This is a genomic window from uncultured Microbacterium sp. (assembly GCF_947488465.1).
Classification (GTDB): domain Bacteria; phylum Actinomycetota; class Actinomycetes; order Actinomycetales; family Microbacteriaceae; genus Microbacterium.
This window is the reverse complement of sequence record NZ_CANKZA010000002.1, coordinates 243,694-258,748: the sequence shown is the minus strand read 5'-3', so window position 1 is coordinate 258,748 and position 15,055 is coordinate 243,694. Positions and strand designations below refer to the sequence as shown.

Sequence of the window (15,055 nt, the reverse complement as noted above, 5' to 3'; positions counted from 1 at the left end):
CGTCGGGGCCTCCGCGCGAGCGGATCGTCAGAAGTCGGCGGGGTCGGCGGGGTCGTAGGGGATCGAGAGGAGCCGCATCCACGGTGGTTCGGTGGCTGCTTCGATCACGGGTGGCGCGTCGTTTCGGTACTTTCGTCGCGTCGGCGAGGTGAACAGGAGCGTGCCGCCGCCGAGTTGTTCGATCAGCCATGGCGATGCGTGCTTGAGACGATGGTGTCGGCGGCACAGGATCTCGAGGTTGCTCGCGCAGGTCTTGCCGCCGTCGGAGAAGGCGATCGTGTGGTCGGCGTCGCTTCGGCGGGCCTTGCGCCGGCATCCGGGCCACCGGCAGCAGCGGTCGCGGGCGTCGAGAAGGCGACGAAGGCGCTTGCCGGGCTCGTAGGTGTCGAGCCGGAGGGGCTCAGCGGTGACCGGGTGGATCATGACGCGCTGCCATGACGCTGCCGCTGCCGCCAGGATGCGCGCGGTTTCCACATTGATCGGGCCATGTCCGTCGAGGATCGCGGGCGCGTCGTCACGTCCGGCGAGAGTGAGGATCGGGATCGTCACCTGCACGGTGGCGCGGATGGCCGCAAGATCGCTGTCGCCGTGGGCCGCGGGGGCGCCCGAGAGCAGAAGGTCGCACACGATGTCGGCGCGACGCTGGTCGAGGGTGCGGTCGTCGCGGTCGTCGTCGTCGTCGCCTTCCTGGCCAGAATTGTCGTCCTCGGTGACGTCGCCTTCGTCGTTGAGGGCCAGGGCCATGTCGGTCACGCGTTCAAAGATTCCCTGGACGAGAGCGGCAGGTGCGTCGAGGAGCAGCCGCGAGAGTCCGTCGTACAGGGGGTAGGTCTTCACCTGTCGCTGCGCGAGCGCTTCGCGGTGTCGTTGCTCGGCGATCTCGGGTTGCAACTGGGCGGCGATCACCCGGGCGATCTCACGCAGCTCGGGCGCGGTGGCGGAGTCGGCCCGTGCGAGGACGAGCTGCTCGTAGTGCGGTCGGGTCGCGTCATCGAGCGGCGTTCCCGCGTCGATGACAGCGGATGCGTGGCGCTCGTCGATGCGGCCCGCGCGCAGGGCCTCGAGCGTCGCAGGGAAGTTGTGGACGAGAGCCGCGCCGTCGCCCAACCAGATGGAGATCGTGCGCTCGCCGACGCGGAGAGCGCAGGCCAGTTCCGCCATCACTTCGCGCAGGGGGATCGTGTCGCCGATTTCTCGTCCACCTCGTGCGGCGTGCCGCTGAGCGGTGCGCAGGGCCACCAGCTGCAGCGCCTCGGCGCACAGCTCGGCCCGATCGGCGTGGAGGCGGGCCATCTCGGCGCGGTTCTCTTCGGCGCGCGAGACGAGCAGCGACAGGTCGCGCCAGTGCGGGTCGAGGTCGGCGGTGGTGTGCGGCTCTGGCTCGTCACCGGAGAACGACACCGGCCGGTGTGGACCGTGGGGTGGTGGCGGCTGTTTCATGGCACTCCTCGACGCGAAAGATCTTCACGCCTGGAGGCATCGTCCAAGCTCGCCCCCAGTCGGGCCGATTGCCAATACAGAAACATTAGCACATAGTTACGACATCCACCATACACAATGACCAGAAAATGGAACTTACTGACGACCATCAATCGTCAGTGGGTCCCTCCCACCGGACGGGCCTGCTGTACACGCAGCGAGCGAACGCGTACTTCTCGAAGTGACCTGAGGTGATCCGGTGATGAGCACGTATCCTCAATGCGTGCTCATCACCGGAACGGCGTTCTCCCTCGCGGAGTGGCGCGCGCGCGAAGACGAGCACCACGCGCGTGCCGACGCGCTGACGGCCGGCCGGCGGGCCCGCGCGTCGCGAGGCCAGACGCATCCGGTCGACGACTTTCTCTACACGTACTACTCGTACAAGCCGGCGATCCTGCGGCGCTGGCACCCGGGAGCCCAGGTGGTTCTGCGGGGCGCCGCCGAGACCCCGCGCGCGCAATGGCGCTGGTACCGCATCGATGGCTTCGACCTCGTCGTCGACACGGCCGCCTTCGTCGCCGACAAGGGCCTCCTGCTCACCGGCATCGGAAACATCCTGCGCGCGACCGCCGACGCCCGTGCCCAGTACGGATGCTTCGGGCTCCACGAGTGGGCGATGGTCTACCGGGAGGCGGAGCACCGGCATCCGGTGCCGCTCCGTCTCGGGCGGGAGGGAACGGATGCCGTCGTCGACGCGCATCCCCTCACCTGCACGCACTTCGATGCGTACCGGTTCTTCACCCCCGACGCTGTGCCACTCAATCGGCGTGAGCTCAGCCGCGCGCAGCAGCCGGCGACCGAACAGCCGGGATGCCTGCACGCCAACATGGACCTCTACAAGTGGGCGGTGAAGCTCGGCCCGCTCGTCCCCGGCGACGTGCTGTTGGATTGTTTCGAGCTGGCGCGCGACATCCGCGAACTCGACATGCGCGCGTCGCCTTACGACCTGGTCGGCTGGGGGTACACGCCGGTGCCGATCGAGACGCCCGAGGGCAAGGCGACCTATGTCGCTCACCAGCGGGAGTTCACTGACCGCGCCGCGCGGTTGCGCGCACGGCTCCGCGAGATCATCGCCGCCGCACAGGAGGGCGCCGCATGATCACGGTCACCGAATCGATCGCGATCGACCGTCCGAGCGCGGAGGTCTTCGCCTTCCTCGGCGACCCCCGCAATCGCCCGCAATGGGATTCGTCGGTCATCTCCGAGGAGCTCACCTCTCCCGAGCCGATCACGAGAGGTACGACGCTGCGTACCCGCATGATGGTCGTCGGGCGCGAGGTCACGTTCGAGTGGCGCATCACGAGGTTCGTGCCGCCGACCGGGCTGACGGTCGCGAGCACGTCGGGCCCGATGGAGACGACCCTGTACATCGAGATCGTCGGAACGGATGCCGCCTGCACCGTACGGGCGACGATCGAGGCCGCGCCGAGCGGCCTGATGCGCCTCGTGGAACCCATGATCGCCGACGCCGTGCGCCGCAACCTCGCCGGCGGCCTCGCCCGCGTGAAGGAGATCCTCGAGCGCGCCTGAGTGCGCCGGTATACTCTGGGTATGACAACGACCATCAAGGTCAGCGACGAACTCCGCGATCGGCTCAAGGCGCAGGCTGCGCGTGACGGCCTCACCCTGGGTGCGCACCTCGCGCTCTTGGCGGATGCCGAGGACCGCCGTCGGCGGCTCGATCTGTTGCAGTCTGCGATCCGCGAAATGACCGCCGCCGATGCGTCGACGTACGGGGCCGAGACCGAGGGCTGGGAACGCACCGAGTTGGCCGACGCGTCGTGACACCCGGCGATATCGGACCGGGCGCCGTCGCCTGGGCGGCGCTCGAGCCGGTCCGCGGGCGCGAACAGGGCGGCCACCGACCGGTACTCGTCATCGCCTCGAGCGGATATCTGAATGCCGTCACGACCCTGGTGATCGCCCTCCCGATCACGACGACCGACCGGGGGTGGCCGAACCACGTCCGTGTGAGTGGACCGAGTGGCTTGGAGCAACCGTCCTGGATCATGACCGAGCAGCCGCGCACCCTGTCGCGCGACCGGATCACGGGCGTCGCCGGCGTGGTATCTGCAGACTGCCTCCGGGACGTGCGGACCTGGCTCGGCGACTTCCTCGACCTTTGACGTTCGCGGGTCCACGGTTGCGATCGTGGACACGCGACTCACGATCGGGACCCAGGTCGACATCGAGAGGGCGCGTGTCTCGATCGCCGAGACATCGGTGGGTGCGGCGATAGCGTGGACACATGACTTTGGAGCTTCCCGGCCTCCCCGCCCTGTCTTGGACGAACGGCCCCGGTGCCGCCTCACTCGACGGCCACGTCCTCGAGCTCACCGCGGCGCCCGGTGTCGACTGGAGCAATGACTCGCTCGGCGGGCCGCACCAGCATGCTGCGACGGCGCTCGTCTTCACCGCACCGGCGGACGACTTCGTCCTCTCAGCCCGCGTCGAGGTGCCGGGCGAGCGGACCACGTTCGACGCCGGGGTCCTGGCGCTGTGGAGCGATGAGGACCACTGGGCGAAGCTCTGCTTCGAGTACTCGCCGCAGGGGCAGCCGATGGTCGTCAGCGTCGTCACCGATCGTTTCTCGGACGACGTCAACAGCGCGCCGGTCGATGACGCCCACGTGTACCTGCGGGTCGCGCGCGTCGGCCCGGCATTCGCGTTCCACGCCTCGACGGACGGCATCCACTGGGACTTCGTGCGGCTGTTCCGGTTGCCGGAAGGAAGCGCGCCGCTGCGCGTCGGGTTCCTCTCGCAAGCGCCGATGGGCGAGGCATGCGTGGCACGGTTCGACGAGATCTCGTTCGCCGAGCGGCGTCTCCGCGATCTGCGCGACGGCTCGTGATGTCGTCGATCCGCGACGCGGTGGCGGCGGATGCCGCGGGCATCGCCGAGATCTACAACGACGCCGTCGCGCACACGACCGCGATCTGGAACGAGCAGACGGTGGATGCTGTCGACCGCGCCGCCTGGATCGAGGGGCGTCAGACCGCCGGGTTCCCGGTGCTGGTCGCCATTGGTGCCGCCGGCGACGTGCTCGGGTATGCGTCGTTCGGTCCGTGGCGCCCGCACGACGGTTATCGCCACACGGCCGAGCACTCCGTGTATGTGCGGGGCGACCAGCGGGGGCGCGGCCTCGGTGAGGCGCTCCTGCGCGCTCTGATCACACGGGCGCAGAGCGCAGGCATCCACGTCATCGTGGGAGCGATCGAGGCCGGCAACACCGGGTCGATTCGCCTGCACGAGAAGCTCGGCTTCGCGCACATCGGCACGATGCCCCAGGTCGGGATGAAATTCGGCCGCTGGCTCGATCTCGCCCTCCTGCAACTGACGCTGGACGACCGCCCGAATCCCTGATCTCCGCTGGTGACGCGCGCTGATCGTGTGCGACAATGGAAACTTCGTCTCGAATCGATTCGATGCCCCACCCACGAACGCACGAAGGCACGCGCATGGCCAAGAATCTCACCACCGGCAGCCCCTGGCGCGTCATCCTGATGTTCGCCGCACCGCTGCTCATCGGCAACGTCGTCCAGCAGCTGTACCACGTGGCCGACGCGATCGTCGTGGGCCGGTGGCTCGGTGTCGACGCCCTCGCCGCTGTGGGAGCGACGGGTGCGCTGCTCTTTTTGTTGCTGGGCTTCGCGTGGGGCATGACAAGCGGATTCGCGATCCCGACGGCGCAGGCCTTCGGCGCCCGCGATGAGACCGCGGTGCGGCGGTCGGTCGCGGCCGGCACGATCCTCACCACGATCGTCAGCGTGATCCTCACGATCGGCGCGCCGCTGATCGCAGAGCCCCTGCTCCGGTTGCTCCAGACGCCGCCCGAACTGCTCGCCGATGCGACCGTGTTCGCGCAGATCAGCTTCCTCGGCGCGAGCACGATGATGTTCTTCAACTATCTGTCGGCGATCATCCGCGCGATCGGCGACTCTCGCACCCCGCTGGTGTTCCTCACGGTCGCGTGCGTCCTCAACGTCGCACTGGTCGTCCTCATGGTCGGCCCGCTCGAGTGGGGGGTCGGCGGTGCCGCGCTGGCGACCGTGCTCTCGCAGGCGGTTTCGGTGCTGCTGTGCCTGGAGTACACGCGTCGCCGCGTGCGTGTGCTGTGGATCACGCGTGCCGACTTCCACGTCACCCGCGCAGAGCTGCGTGAGCACCTGCGCCTCGGCCTGCCGATGGGATTCCAGGCATCCATCATCGCGATCGGCACCCTCACGGTGCAGGTCGCCCTGAACCGACTCGGACCCGACGCCGTGGCCGCGTACACGGCCGCGAGCCGCGTCGACGGTCTCGCCGTCGCGCTCCTGATGTCGCTGGGGCTCGCCGTCTCGATGTTCGTGGCTCAAAATCACGGCGGGGGGCGGCCCGACCGCATCCGCCGCGGCGTCGTGCAGGCCGTGTGGATGGCGATCGCCGGCGCGGTCATCCTCGGCGCGCTCCTCGTCGCCTTCGGCGCACCCGTCGTCCGTATCTTCGTCGGCGACGCCGCCGACGAGGTGGTCGACCTCGCGCACCTCATGCTCATCATCAACGGCGTCAGCTACAGCGCGCTCGGAGTGCTGTTCATCCTCCGTGGCGCTCTGCAGGGTCTCGGCGACGCGATGATTCCGACGATCACCGGCGTCGTCGAACTCGTCATGCGCGTCGTCGCGGCGGTCGTGTTGGGCTCCTTCCTCGGCTTCGCGGGGGTGGCGTGGTCGAATCCGCTGGCCTGGTTCGGTGCCGTCGTCATCCTGGTTCCGGCCTATCTGCGTGCGCACCGGAAGCTCGCGCTGCTGCCGGTGAACCCGGCCGAGCCGACCCTCACGACGCCGATCCCCGTCGTCGGGCCGACCGACGGCTCGATGGCCGTCGACGCGATCGTGACGCGGCCGATCACCCTGCCGCGGTGACGAGCGCAAGGCCCTTGCCTCCTCGTGCTCCGCACGACACGCTGGACGCGGACAGAGGAGGCGCTCATGCGCGCAATGTTGGGTGAGACGGTGGTGGCCGAGGCGGACAAGGACGACCTCATCAGGATCGAGGGCAACTGGTACTTCCCGCCCGCGAGCGTCGCGTGGGATCTGTTGAGCGAGAGCTCGACGCCGTACACCTGCCCGTGGAAGGGCGAGTGCCAGTACTACGCGGTGGCCGACGGCGAGAAGGTCCTGGCGGATCGCGCGTGGGCGTATCCGCATCCGTACCCGACCGCGTTCGAGCGGGTCGGCGCGGATTTCAGCGGCTACGTCGCGTTCTGGAAAGAGATCACCGTCCAAGACTGAGGATGCCTCGGACTGTCGAACGCGGCAGAATCAAGGAGTGAGCTCTCCGCTACAGCAGTTGACCGAGATGCCCGACCCGCAGTTCATCATGGTGGGAGAGGGGCACCGTGTCGCGACCTACGCGTGGGGCGACGAGGCCCATCCGGTCGTCGTCGTTGTGCACGGGTTCGCCTCGTCGACGCGCGACAACTGGGTGAGCACTGGGTGGGTGCGCGATCTTCTGCGCGCCGGATATCGCGTGCTCGCGCTCGATCAGCGCGGGCACGGTGCCAGCGACAAGCCGCACGAGCCGGGGGACTACGACCTGCGCCAGCTCGCCGGCGACGTGGAAACCATGCTCGACACGTACCTGGTGGATGAAGCTTTCTACGTCGGCTATTCGCTCGGCGCGCGCGTGGGATGGGAAGTTCTGCAGGACATCGCCCCCCGCATCCCGAAAGCGGTGCTCGGCGGGGTACCCGACGGCGTTCCGCTCGCGCGGCTCGACATGGACCAGGTGCGCGCGTATGTCCAAGCCGGCACCGAGGTCACCGATCCGGTCACGCAGAACTACATCCGGCTCACGGAACGCGTGCCCGGCAACGATCTGCGCGCGCTCCTCGCGATCGCCGGGGGCATGCGTGCCTCGCGGACGGCCGACCCGGATCCCGCCCACGCGCCTCAGCAACCCGTGATGTTCGCGACCGGGTCGCTCGACGCGATCATCGACGGGTCCAAGACCCTCGCGGCGGCGTGCCCGCAGGGACGCTTCGTCGAGATCCCCGACCGACACCACTTCAACACCCCCGGCTCGCGCGTCTTCCGCGCCGCGGCGATCGAGTTCCTCGACGAGCGGTGACGCCGATGGCCGACGCGAAGCGCTACTCGAGGGGTGCGGCACTCGACTGGTTCTTCTTCGTCTTCGCCGGGCTCGCGGCGCTGTGGCTTGCCGTCCTCAGCGTCACCGAGACCTTCGTCGTCGGGTGGTGGGGAGCCTTGTCTCGTTGTTCACGCTCCAGGTGACCCACCGCATCGATGCCGACACCGACATCGAGCGCGATCACATCACGTGGGCTTTCGTCTCGTGGCTGACCAACGACGGACATCTCGCCGTCGGCGGGACGCTGTACTCGCTCGCGCTCGACGTGCTCATTCTGCTTGCGCTGTCGAGTCAGAGCGCGGCCGCCTACGCGCGGCGCAACGAACGGACAGGCCGCCTCGTCAGATCGTGACGACGATCTTGCCGCGCGTGTGCCCTTTTTCGAGTGCGGCGTACGCCGCCGCGCCCTCATCGAGGCTGTAGGTGCCCGCGATTTCGACCCGCAGTTCACCGGCTGCCGTGAGGTGCGCCAGTTCCGCGAGCTGGCCGGCATCCGGCCGCACCCAGAGGTAGTGTCCGCCGAACTCGGTGCGCGCTCGCGCATCCGCGACCGAGACGACGCGGCCTCCCTCGGTGAGAAGGGCGGGCGTCGCATCGAGCGAGGGCCCGCCGGCGAAGTCGATGATCGCGTCGAAGCCGTTCGGTGCGACCTCTCGAGCGGCGGCGACGAGCCCGTCGCCGTAGGAGATCGGCGTGGCGCCGAGGTCGCGGAGGTAGTCGTGATTGCGGGGGGATGCCGTGCCCACGACCGTGGCGCCACGCAGACGCGCGAGCTGCACGCCGAACGACCCGACACCGCCGGCCGCACCGTGGATGAGCACCGTGTCGCCCTCGGCGACCGCGACGCGATCGAGCGCCTGCAACGCCGTGAGCCCGGTGAGCGGGAGCGCCGCCGCGTCGGTGAAGGACAGCCCTTCCGGCTTGGCGGTCGCGGTGCGCACAGGCACCGGCATGAACTCGGCGAGCGAGCCGTGCTGCACGACGTCCGCGCGGGCATACGCCAGGACGGCGTCGCCCACCGCGAACTCGGCAGTGTCGAGCCCGGTCTGCTCGACGATCCCGGCGACATCCCACCCGGGGACCGCGGGAAGTGACGTGTCGATCGCGCCGCGCAGGTATCCCTCGCGCACCTTGTAGTCGACCGGATTGATCCCCGCGGCGATGACCCGCACGACCAGCGTGTCGGGGCCGTTGTGGGGACGATCGATCTGCGCGATCTCGAATCGGTCGTTTCCGCCGAAGTCGCGGTACACGAGTGCCTTCATCTGCTCAGCCATGTCGAAATCCAACCACCGCGTGCGCGCGCGCATTCCCGTCCCTCGCTCGTCGCGGTGCCCTATCGTTACAGCGTGATCAGACTCGCCACCATCGGAACCAGCACCATCACCGAGCGCTTCATCGACGCCGTCCGGCAGAACGACGGCATCCGTGTCGACGTGGTCTTCTCCCGTGACCTCGCCCGCGGGCGTGCATTCGCCGACAAGACCGGCATCGCGGAGGTCTCCGATGACCTCGATGAGTTGCTGGCTTCTGGCCGCATCGACGCCGTGTACGTCGGCTCACCGAACGGCGCGCACGGCGCGCAGGCGGAGCGGGCGATCGACGCCGGCGTGCACGTCTTCCTCGAGAAGCCCGCGACGCCGACGTCGGCCGAGTTCGCGGCGTTGGTGGATGCCGCATCCGCCCGCGGAGTGATCGTCTTCGAAGGCATGCGCAACGTCTACGACCCCGGAATGGCCGCCGTCCGCGAGTTGCTGCCCGAGGTGGGCACGGTCCGCCTGGTGGCGTTCGCACAGTGCCAGCGCTCGGCCCGATACGACCTCGTGCTCGCCGGTGAGACGCCCAACATCTTCGACCCGGCGCTCGCCGGGGGTGCCGCGTTCGACCTCGGGGTCTATCCGCTGTCGGCTCTCATCGACCTGTTCGGCACACCGTCATCCGTCGCGGGCAGCCTGGTCGAGATCGCGACCGGGGCCGACGGCGCGGGCGCGGCGACGCTCACGTATCCCGGTATGGTCGCGCAACTCGCGTTCTCGAAAATCGGTTTCTCGTCGCGCCCGAACGAGATTCAAGGCGAAACGGGAACGCTCACGATCGACGAGATCACCCAGCCGCGGCACGTGGTGCTGACCCGCCTCGATGGAACGACCGAGGAGCGCCGCATCGACGGCGCCGACAACAACATGGCCTACGAGGTCGGCCGGTTCGCCGAGCTCGTTCGGGGCGACGCCGATGCGGCTCCCGATCAGCAGCGCACGCTCGATGTGCTGCGGACGATCGAAGCGCTGCGGGCCTGATCACCTCTGCGACTTCACCGTCGCCCGTGCCGTCGGCGACCGGTGTGGCGCGGAATAGACTGGGGGAGTGTCCGATTCCTCCGCCCGCACCTTCGAGGTGCGCCACGTACAGGTCGGTCGCGCGCTGTTCGCCGCTGTCGCGGCGATCATGATCACCTTCTCGGCCGATCACTCGGCCGAGGTGGGCCTCGCGGTCTTCAGCGGCTGGGCGATCGCGACCGCTCTGGTCCTGCTGATCGGCTCGAGACTCGCCTACCCGCGCGGCGGCCGTGCTCTTCCGGTGGTGCTGGGCGTGCTGACGCTCCTCGCGGGCATGATCAGCGGGCTTCCCGGCATCCGCTCGACGACCCTCTTCTTCGTGCTTCTGATCACCTGGGCTCTCGCGACCGGCATCGCGGAGCTGGCGTTCGGCATCCATGGGCGACGCTCGAGTGTTCCCCAGGCGCGGGACTCGGTCCTCATCGGCGCCGTCACGATCGCGCTCGGCGTGGGCCTCCTCGTCGTCAACCCGGCCTACCGACTTGACTATGTGATCGAGCAGGCAGGATCCTTCACACTGACCGGGATCGTCATCGGTGTCGGACTCTTCGGCGGCTACGCGGCGATCGTGGCCGTGTTCCTCGCCATCGCGGGGTTCTCTCCGCGGCGTGAGCCGGCGGCATCCGCCACACCCGCCATCGACCGATCTGTAGGAGAGTCCGCATGAGCGAGCAGCGACCGACCCGGCGCGACCTCATGAAGCCCGTGCAGCTGTTGGGATTCGCCTTCGCGGCGGCTCTCTTCGGCGGGATCATCGCCCTGGTCTCGATGGGCATCTTCCAGGACCTCAGCGAGCCGCAACGCGCGCACGTCGTCGTCGTCTCGCTCGTCGTGTCCGGCATTTCGTTCATCGCGACGCTCGTGATCATCGCACTGCTGATGCTGGCGGTCGATCCCGCCCAGGTCACCAAGCAGATCGATCAGCCCGTGCTGCACCCGAAGGACGACGACTCGCGCCCTTCGGCCCACTGACCGTCGCTCGCGCGCTCGCGAGACGGCACATCGGCGACGAGACTGTGCGCGTGCCGCGCCGTCTCGTCGCGGGAACGTCGTCTCGCGGGAGTGGATGCCGGGGGCTACAGCTCGTCGACGAGGGAGTCGGCCACGCCGATGTAGGTCGCGGGAGTCAGCGCGATCAGGCGCTCCTTGGCTTCGTCGCCGATGTCCAGTCCCTGCACGAACTCCGCGAGTTCGGGTCCGCCGACACGACGGCCGCGCGTGAGCTCCTTCAGCAGTGCGTACGGGTCGGTGATCTGCGAGCGACCGGCGACGATCTCCGCGCGCACCACGGTCTGGATCGCCTCGGCGAGCACTTCCCAGTTCGCGTCGAGGTCGGCCAGCAGCACGTCGCGACGGAGGGAGATCTCGGTCAGCCCGCGCTGGAGGTTGTCGAGCGCGAGCAGCGAGTGCCCGAACGCGACGCCGATGTTGCGTTGCGTCGTCGAGTCGGTCAGGTCGCGCTGCATGCGCGACGTGACGAGAGTCTGAGACAGGGTCTGGAAAAGACCGCCGGAGATCTCGAAGTTCGCTTCGGCGTTCTCGAACCGGATCGGGTTGATCTTGTGCGGCATGGTCGAGGACCCCGTCGCGCCGGCGACCGGGATCTGCGCGAAGAACCCCATCGCGATGTAGGTCCAGATGTCGGTCGCGAGGTTGTGCAGGATGCCGCCCGCGTGGCGGGCGCGGTCATACAACTCGACCTGCCAGTCGTGCGATTCGATCTGAGTCGTGAGGATGTTGAAGTCGATCCCGAGACCCTCGATGAAGGTGCGGGAGAGCTCCGGCCAATCCACATCGGGGGCGGCGGCGAGGTGCGCCGACCAGGTGCCCGTCGCGCCGGAGAACTTCGCGAAGTACTCCCCGCCGTCGATCTGCGCGGCGACGCGTTCGAGGCGCCAGGCGAAGACCGCGAGCTCCTTGCCCATCGTCGAGGGCGTCGCGGGCTGACCGTGCGTCCGCGAGAGCATGGCGGCATCCCGATGCTCAGCGGCCAGTTCGCCGATCGCGGTGATCACGGCTCGGAGCTTCGGCAGCCACACATTCTCGACCGCGCGGCGAACCGTGAGCGCGTACGACGCGGAGTTGATGTCTTCGCTGGTGCAGGCGAAATGCGTGAGCTCGGCGATGTGATCGAGCCCGAGCGAGGACAAGCGGTCGCGCACGAGGTATTCGATCGCTTTGACGTCGTGCCGGGTGACGGCTTCTTTCTCGGCCAGCCAGTCGATCTCGGTCTGACCGAAGTCGCGGTACAGGGCGCGGAGAGCGTCCTTGTCGGCATCCGTCAGCGGCGTCGAACCGAACAGCGAGCGGTCGGTGAGGACGATGATCCACTCCACCTCGACCTCGACGCGCGCACGATTGAGGCCCGCCTCGGAGAGGTACTCGGCGAGGCCCGTCACCGCGGCGCGATAGCGGCCGTCGAGAGGGCTGAGGGGCTGGGGCGGCAGAGAAGTCACGAAGCTCCGATCGGGGTGGCGGGCGCTCGGACGTCGATTCAGGGAGAAACCGGCCGAAGGGCTGGTTCGAGCTGCCGGAAGAGCGCCCGGCTCGCGCTTTCGATCATACCGAGCACCTCGTCGAACATCGGCGGGCCGGCGTAGTACGGGTCGGGGACGTCGAGGTTTCCACCCGCGGAGGCATCGAAGGAGAGCAGCAGAGCGAGCTTGTCGGTGTCGGTGGCTGTGCGCGCCCAGCTCGCCAGAATCCGCTCGTGCGAGCAATCGAGGGCGACGATCAGATCGTTGCGGTCGAAGTCATCGAGCGTGAACTGGCGTGCACGGTGGCGGGTGCCGTCGTATCCCCGGCGGGCGAGGGCATCGAGCGTGCGCACGTCGGCGCGTTCGCCGACGTGCCAGTCGCCCGTTCCGGCGCTCGTCGAGCTCACGCGATCGCCCATCCCTGCACGCTCGGCGAAGCCGCGGAAGACGACTTCGGCCATCGGCGAGCGACAGATGTTGCCGGTGCAGACGAAGACCACGCGGAAGGGAGAGGTGGTCGGGGGCACGGTCCCTATTGTGGTCCCCGCATGCCGGGTCCGCGAGGGGTGATCCTCCTCCCCAGGTGCCCTCTCGCGAAAGTTGTCCACGGATGGGTGCTCGCGGCATCCCGGAGCGCAGCCGCCTTGCCAGTCTGGACAGATGAATGCGGATGCCTGCACGCCGTCGCCGGTGGTGCTCGCGCACGCGGGTCGACTTCTCGAGAGAGCCAAGGCGGATACCGCCGATCTGCGCCTGCGGGCACGCGCGCTCCGCGCTGACACCGACTGGCACGCGCGCGCGGCCGAGAACTATCGCGCGGCGCTCGACGAGCTGTGCGCGAGATTCGACCGTGTCGCGCGACTTCTCGAGGCCGCCGATGACGAGGTCGAGGCGCTCCACCGACTGTCGATCGCGGGAGCATCATGTCGCTGAACGACGACCTCGAGATCCGTAGCGGAGGCGTCATCGCCGTCGACACCGACGACCTGCGAACCGCGGCCGCACGGCTACGGCTCCTCGTGGACGACGGCGAGGAGCTGCACGCGCGGCTGGCCGAGATCACGGACCTCCTCCGTGACGCGGGCACCTGGCAGTTCGTGCCGGTCGGAGAAGTCGCCGCCGCTGTGGAGGATGCGGCATCCCTCGCGCGCGGCCTCCAATCGATGGCCGACACGTACGAGCTCGTTGAGCTGTGGATCCAGATCGAGGTCGCCCGGGCAGCGAACGACGCCGAGCGGCTCGCGGTGCTGACCGCGGTCTCGGCCACGCTGATCGCGACGCATCCGGAGGCCGCGGCGCGCGCGGCTGGTGAGATCGCCGGGTGGGTCACCGGCCGCCGCGAGGGCGTCGTCGCGCAGCTCGGCGGATCGGCGGGTTCGCTCGGCTACCTCATGCCGGGCTGGAGTCTCCGGCAGGCGGCGGGGATCGTCGGAGGTGCGCTCGCGCTCGTGGGCACCGCCGCCGTCGACGGGATCGGTCGAGGAGCCGTCTCCGGCCAGCCGCTGAGAGGGGAGCCGCGCCCGATCTCCGTGACCCCGCTGTCATCGACCCGCGGGGCTGCGCCGAGCGGATTGGCCGACCTCGCGTCGCGGATCCCCCGCAGCGAGGCGCGAGTGCGGGTCGAGAAATACACGATGGCCGACGGAACGACGAACTTCGTGGCGTACGTCGCCGGCACCCAGATCGGCGCCGCCGACGACGAGCCATGGGACGGGACGTCGAACCTCGAGCTCTACATGGGGTCGCGCTCCGCCTCGTACGACGCGACCATGGCGGCGCTGGAGGCGGCCGGAGCCGCCCCGGGCGACACGGTGTATCTCGCCGGACACTCTCAGGGCGCGATGGTCGCCTCCCATGTCGCCGCGTCGGGGGTCTACGACGTGCCGGCGCTCGTCACCCTCGGGGACCCGGTCCAGGTCGACGTGGGCCCGGGCACCCTGAGCATCGACATCCGGCACCGCGACGACCCGGTGGCCGCGCTCGCCGCCGGCGGGCACCCGGGAGGGGTGGGCTCGGCGGACAGTATCGTCGCCGCGCGCGCGAGTGCGGCATCCCTCGTCGACGGCGAACTGCCGATGGCGCCCCATGCCCTCGACCGATATGTCGAGACGGCGGCTTTGCTGGATCGCTCGAGCGATCCGCGCCTGGGCCCGGTGCGGTCGCTGGTCGACGGGCTCGGCCAGGCCGTGTCGGTGCAGGTCACGACGTACGGCGCGACACGGCCGAGCTGAGTCAGCGGTCGCGGCGGGAGGCCTGCGGGCGCAGGATGATGCCGAAAACCCAGTTGATCAGCGAGATCAGAAGGGCGGCGACCACGCCGAGCCAGAAGTCCTCGACGCGCAGACCCCAGTTCCAGGATGCCGTGAACCAGGCGGTGATCCACAGCAGCAGCCCGTTGATCACGAGCGAAATGAGACCCAGCGTCAGGATGTACAGCGGGAATGCGAGGACCTTGATCACCGTCCCGATGATCGTGTTCACGACCGCGAAGATCGCCGCCACGACGAGCAACGTCAGCACGAGTTGCAGGGTGTCCCCGGGGGCGAACGGAATGACGTCCACCTCGAGAGCGGTGATCAGAGTGACCACCCAGATGGCGAAGGCGTTGACGACGACGCGGATGATGAATCGCAT

The 15,055-nt window shown here is 68.8% G+C and carries 21 protein-coding genes; 16 read left to right on the top strand and 5 right to left on the bottom strand.

Annotation, left to right across the window (positions count from 1 at the left end; genetic code table 11):
• Nucleotides 1–27 precede the first annotated feature (27 nt).
• Nucleotides 28–1,401: an HNH endonuclease signature motif containing protein gene (locus tag Q0653_RS06275; protein WP_298943520.1), complete on the bottom strand. Its 1,374-nt coding sequence runs from the start codon at nucleotides 1,399–1,401 to the stop codon at nucleotides 28–30.
• 307 nt (nucleotides 1,402–1,708) lie between these two features.
• On the opposite strand from Q0653_RS06275, the gene Q0653_RS06270 reads away from it, so the two are divergent.
• From Q0653_RS06270 to Q0653_RS06220, 11 genes are all read left to right on the top strand, one after another.
• Nucleotides 1,709–2,578 (top strand): 3-methyladenine DNA glycosylase, encoded by an 870-nt coding sequence (locus Q0653_RS06270; RefSeq protein ID WP_298943923.1) that lies wholly within the window; start codon nucleotides 1,709–1,711, stop codon nucleotides 2,576–2,578.
• Nucleotides 2,575–3,009 carry an SRPBCC family protein gene (locus Q0653_RS06265; RefSeq protein WP_298943518.1) on the top strand — a complete coding sequence of 145 codons (435 nt, stop codon included), beginning with the start codon at nucleotides 2,575–2,577 and terminating at the stop codon, nucleotides 3,007–3,009. Before Q0653_RS06270 ends, Q0653_RS06265 begins: the two co-directional genes overlap by 4 nt.
• 21 nt (nucleotides 3,010–3,030) lie before the next feature.
• Entirely contained in the window at nucleotides 3,031–3,264 is a 234-nt protein-coding gene (locus tag Q0653_RS06260) for a hypothetical protein (protein ID WP_298741090.1), read from the top strand.
• Nucleotides 3,261–3,605: a type II toxin-antitoxin system PemK/MazF family toxin gene (locus tag Q0653_RS06255; protein WP_298943515.1), complete on the top strand. Its 345-nt coding sequence runs from the start codon at nucleotides 3,261–3,263 to the stop codon at nucleotides 3,603–3,605. Before Q0653_RS06260 ends, Q0653_RS06255 begins: the two co-directional genes overlap by 4 nt.
• Before the next feature lie 122 nt (nucleotides 3,606–3,727).
• Nucleotides 3,728–4,330 (top strand): DUF1349 domain-containing protein, encoded by a 603-nt coding sequence (locus tag Q0653_RS06250; RefSeq protein WP_298943513.1) that lies wholly within the window; start codon nucleotides 3,728–3,730, stop codon nucleotides 4,328–4,330.
• A complete protein-coding gene (locus Q0653_RS06245; protein WP_298741084.1) occupies nucleotides 4,330–4,842 on the top strand; it encodes a GNAT family N-acetyltransferase in 513 nt (170 codons plus the stop codon). Before Q0653_RS06250 ends, Q0653_RS06245 begins: the two co-directional genes overlap by 1 nt.
• A 95-nt stretch (nucleotides 4,843–4,937) precedes the next feature.
• Nucleotides 4,938–6,380, top strand: coding sequence for an MATE family efflux transporter (locus Q0653_RS06240; protein ID WP_298943511.1), 1,443 nt, complete (start codon nucleotides 4,938–4,940; stop codon nucleotides 6,378–6,380).
• Between the two features lie 66 nt (nucleotides 6,381–6,446).
• Nucleotides 6,447–6,749, top strand: coding sequence for a DUF427 domain-containing protein (locus Q0653_RS06235; protein WP_298943509.1), 303 nt, complete (start codon nucleotides 6,447–6,449; stop codon nucleotides 6,747–6,749).
• A 37-nt stretch (nucleotides 6,750–6,786) separates the two neighbouring features.
• On the top strand, nucleotides 6,787–7,587 hold the full coding sequence (locus Q0653_RS06230; RefSeq protein ID WP_298943507.1) for an alpha/beta hydrolase: 801 nt from the start codon (nucleotides 6,787–6,789) through the stop codon (nucleotides 7,585–7,587).
• A gap of 5 nt (nucleotides 7,588–7,592) precedes the next feature.
• Complete coding sequence (locus Q0653_RS06225) at nucleotides 7,593–7,751, top strand: hypothetical protein (RefSeq protein ID WP_298943505.1); 159 nt, start codon at nucleotides 7,593–7,595, stop codon at nucleotides 7,749–7,751.
• Complete coding sequence (locus tag Q0653_RS06220) at nucleotides 7,733–7,960, top strand: hypothetical protein (RefSeq protein ID WP_298943503.1); 228 nt, start codon at nucleotides 7,733–7,735, stop codon at nucleotides 7,958–7,960. Before Q0653_RS06225 ends, Q0653_RS06220 begins: the two co-directional genes overlap by 19 nt.
• Here the strand turns inward: Q0653_RS06220 and Q0653_RS06215 are convergent.
• Complete coding sequence (locus tag Q0653_RS06215) at nucleotides 7,950–8,873, bottom strand: NADP-dependent oxidoreductase (RefSeq protein ID WP_298943921.1); 924 nt, start codon at nucleotides 8,871–8,873, stop codon at nucleotides 7,950–7,952. The two genes, Q0653_RS06220 and Q0653_RS06215, sit on opposite strands and share 11 nt — an antisense overlap.
• An 84-nt stretch (nucleotides 8,874–8,957) precedes the next feature.
• Between Q0653_RS06215 and Q0653_RS06210 the strand changes: the two genes are divergently transcribed.
• From Q0653_RS06210 to Q0653_RS06200, 3 genes are all read left to right on the top strand, one after another.
• Entirely contained in the window at nucleotides 8,958–9,905 is a 948-nt protein-coding gene (locus Q0653_RS06210) for a Gfo/Idh/MocA family oxidoreductase (RefSeq protein WP_298943501.1), read from the top strand.
• Between the two features lie 67 nt (nucleotides 9,906–9,972).
• Entirely contained in the window at nucleotides 9,973–10,611 is a 639-nt protein-coding gene (locus Q0653_RS06205) for an acyl-CoA synthetase (RefSeq protein WP_298943499.1), read from the top strand.
• Nucleotides 10,608–10,916, top strand: a complete 309-nt coding sequence (locus Q0653_RS06200) for an amino acid transporter (protein WP_298943497.1) — start codon at nucleotides 10,608–10,610, stop codon at nucleotides 10,914–10,916. The genes Q0653_RS06205 and Q0653_RS06200 overlap by 4 nt, the downstream gene beginning before the upstream one ends.
• A 104-nt stretch (nucleotides 10,917–11,020) precedes the next feature.
• Here Q0653_RS06200 and purB read toward each other — a convergent pair whose 3' ends face one another.
• Complete coding sequence (gene purB, locus Q0653_RS06195; RefSeq protein WP_298943495.1) at nucleotides 11,021–12,400, bottom strand: adenylosuccinate lyase; 1,380 nt, start codon at nucleotides 12,398–12,400, stop codon at nucleotides 11,021–11,023.
• Between the two features lie 38 nt (nucleotides 12,401–12,438).
• Nucleotides 12,439–12,921 (bottom strand): low molecular weight protein-tyrosine-phosphatase, encoded by a 483-nt coding sequence (locus Q0653_RS06190; RefSeq protein ID WP_298943919.1) that lies wholly within the window; start codon nucleotides 12,919–12,921, stop codon nucleotides 12,439–12,441.
• Nucleotides 12,922–13,081: 160 nt separating this feature from the next.
• Here Q0653_RS06190 and Q0653_RS06185 point away from each other — a divergent pair, with 160 nt between their 5' ends.
• Both Q0653_RS06185 and Q0653_RS06180 read left to right on the top strand, forming a co-directional pair.
• The gene (locus Q0653_RS06185) at nucleotides 13,082–13,354 is read left to right on the top strand and encodes a hypothetical protein (RefSeq protein WP_298943493.1); all 273 of its coding nucleotides are present in this window, start codon (nucleotides 13,082–13,084) and stop codon (nucleotides 13,352–13,354) included.
• Nucleotides 13,345–14,652: a hypothetical protein gene (locus Q0653_RS06180; RefSeq protein WP_298943491.1), complete on the top strand. Its 1,308-nt coding sequence runs from the start codon at nucleotides 13,345–13,347 to the stop codon at nucleotides 14,650–14,652. Before Q0653_RS06185 ends, Q0653_RS06180 begins: the two co-directional genes overlap by 10 nt.
• A 1-nt stretch (nucleotide 14,653) precedes the next feature.
• Here the strand turns inward: Q0653_RS06180 and Q0653_RS06175 are convergent, their stop codons facing one another.
• On the bottom strand, nucleotides 14,654–15,055 hold the full coding sequence (locus Q0653_RS06175) for a phage holin family protein (RefSeq protein ID WP_298943489.1): 402 nt from the start codon (nucleotides 15,053–15,055) through the stop codon (nucleotides 14,654–14,656).

Coding starts and splice junctions, on each gene's coding strand:
- Q0653_RS06265 (WP_298943518.1), top strand. CDS start 2,575: ATGATCACGGTCACCGAATCGATCGCGATCGACCGTCCGAGCGCGGAG.
- Q0653_RS06260 (WP_298741090.1), top strand. CDS start 3,031: ATGACAACGACCATCAAGGTCAGCGACGAACTCCGCGATCGGCTCAAG.
- Q0653_RS06250 (WP_298943513.1), top strand. CDS start 3,728: ATGACTTTGGAGCTTCCCGGCCTCCCCGCCCTGTCTTGGACGAACGGC.
- Q0653_RS06245 (WP_298741084.1), top strand. CDS start 4,330: ATGTCGTCGATCCGCGACGCGGTGGCGGCGGATGCCGCGGGCATCGCC.
- Q0653_RS06240 (WP_298943511.1), top strand. CDS start 4,938: ATGGCCAAGAATCTCACCACCGGCAGCCCCTGGCGCGTCATCCTGATG.
- Q0653_RS06235 (WP_298943509.1), top strand. CDS start 6,447: ATGCGCGCAATGTTGGGTGAGACGGTGGTGGCCGAGGCGGACAAGGAC.
- Q0653_RS06225 (WP_298943505.1), top strand. CDS start 7,593: ATGGCCGACGCGAAGCGCTACTCGAGGGGTGCGGCACTCGACTGGTTC.
- Q0653_RS06215 (WP_298943921.1), bottom strand. CDS start 8,873: ATGAAGGCACTCGTGTACCGCGACTTCGGCGGAAACGACCGATTCGAG.
- Q0653_RS06200 (WP_298943497.1), top strand. CDS start 10,608: ATGAGCGAGCAGCGACCGACCCGGCGCGACCTCATGAAGCCCGTGCAG.
- Q0653_RS06185 (WP_298943493.1), top strand. CDS start 13,082: ATGAATGCGGATGCCTGCACGCCGTCGCCGGTGGTGCTCGCGCACGCG.
- Q0653_RS06180 (WP_298943491.1), top strand. CDS start 13,345: ATGTCGCTGAACGACGACCTCGAGATCCGTAGCGGAGGCGTCATCGCC.
- Q0653_RS06175 (WP_298943489.1), bottom strand. CDS start 15,055: ATGCGATTCATCATCCGCGTCGTCGTCAACGCCTTCGCCATCTGGGTG.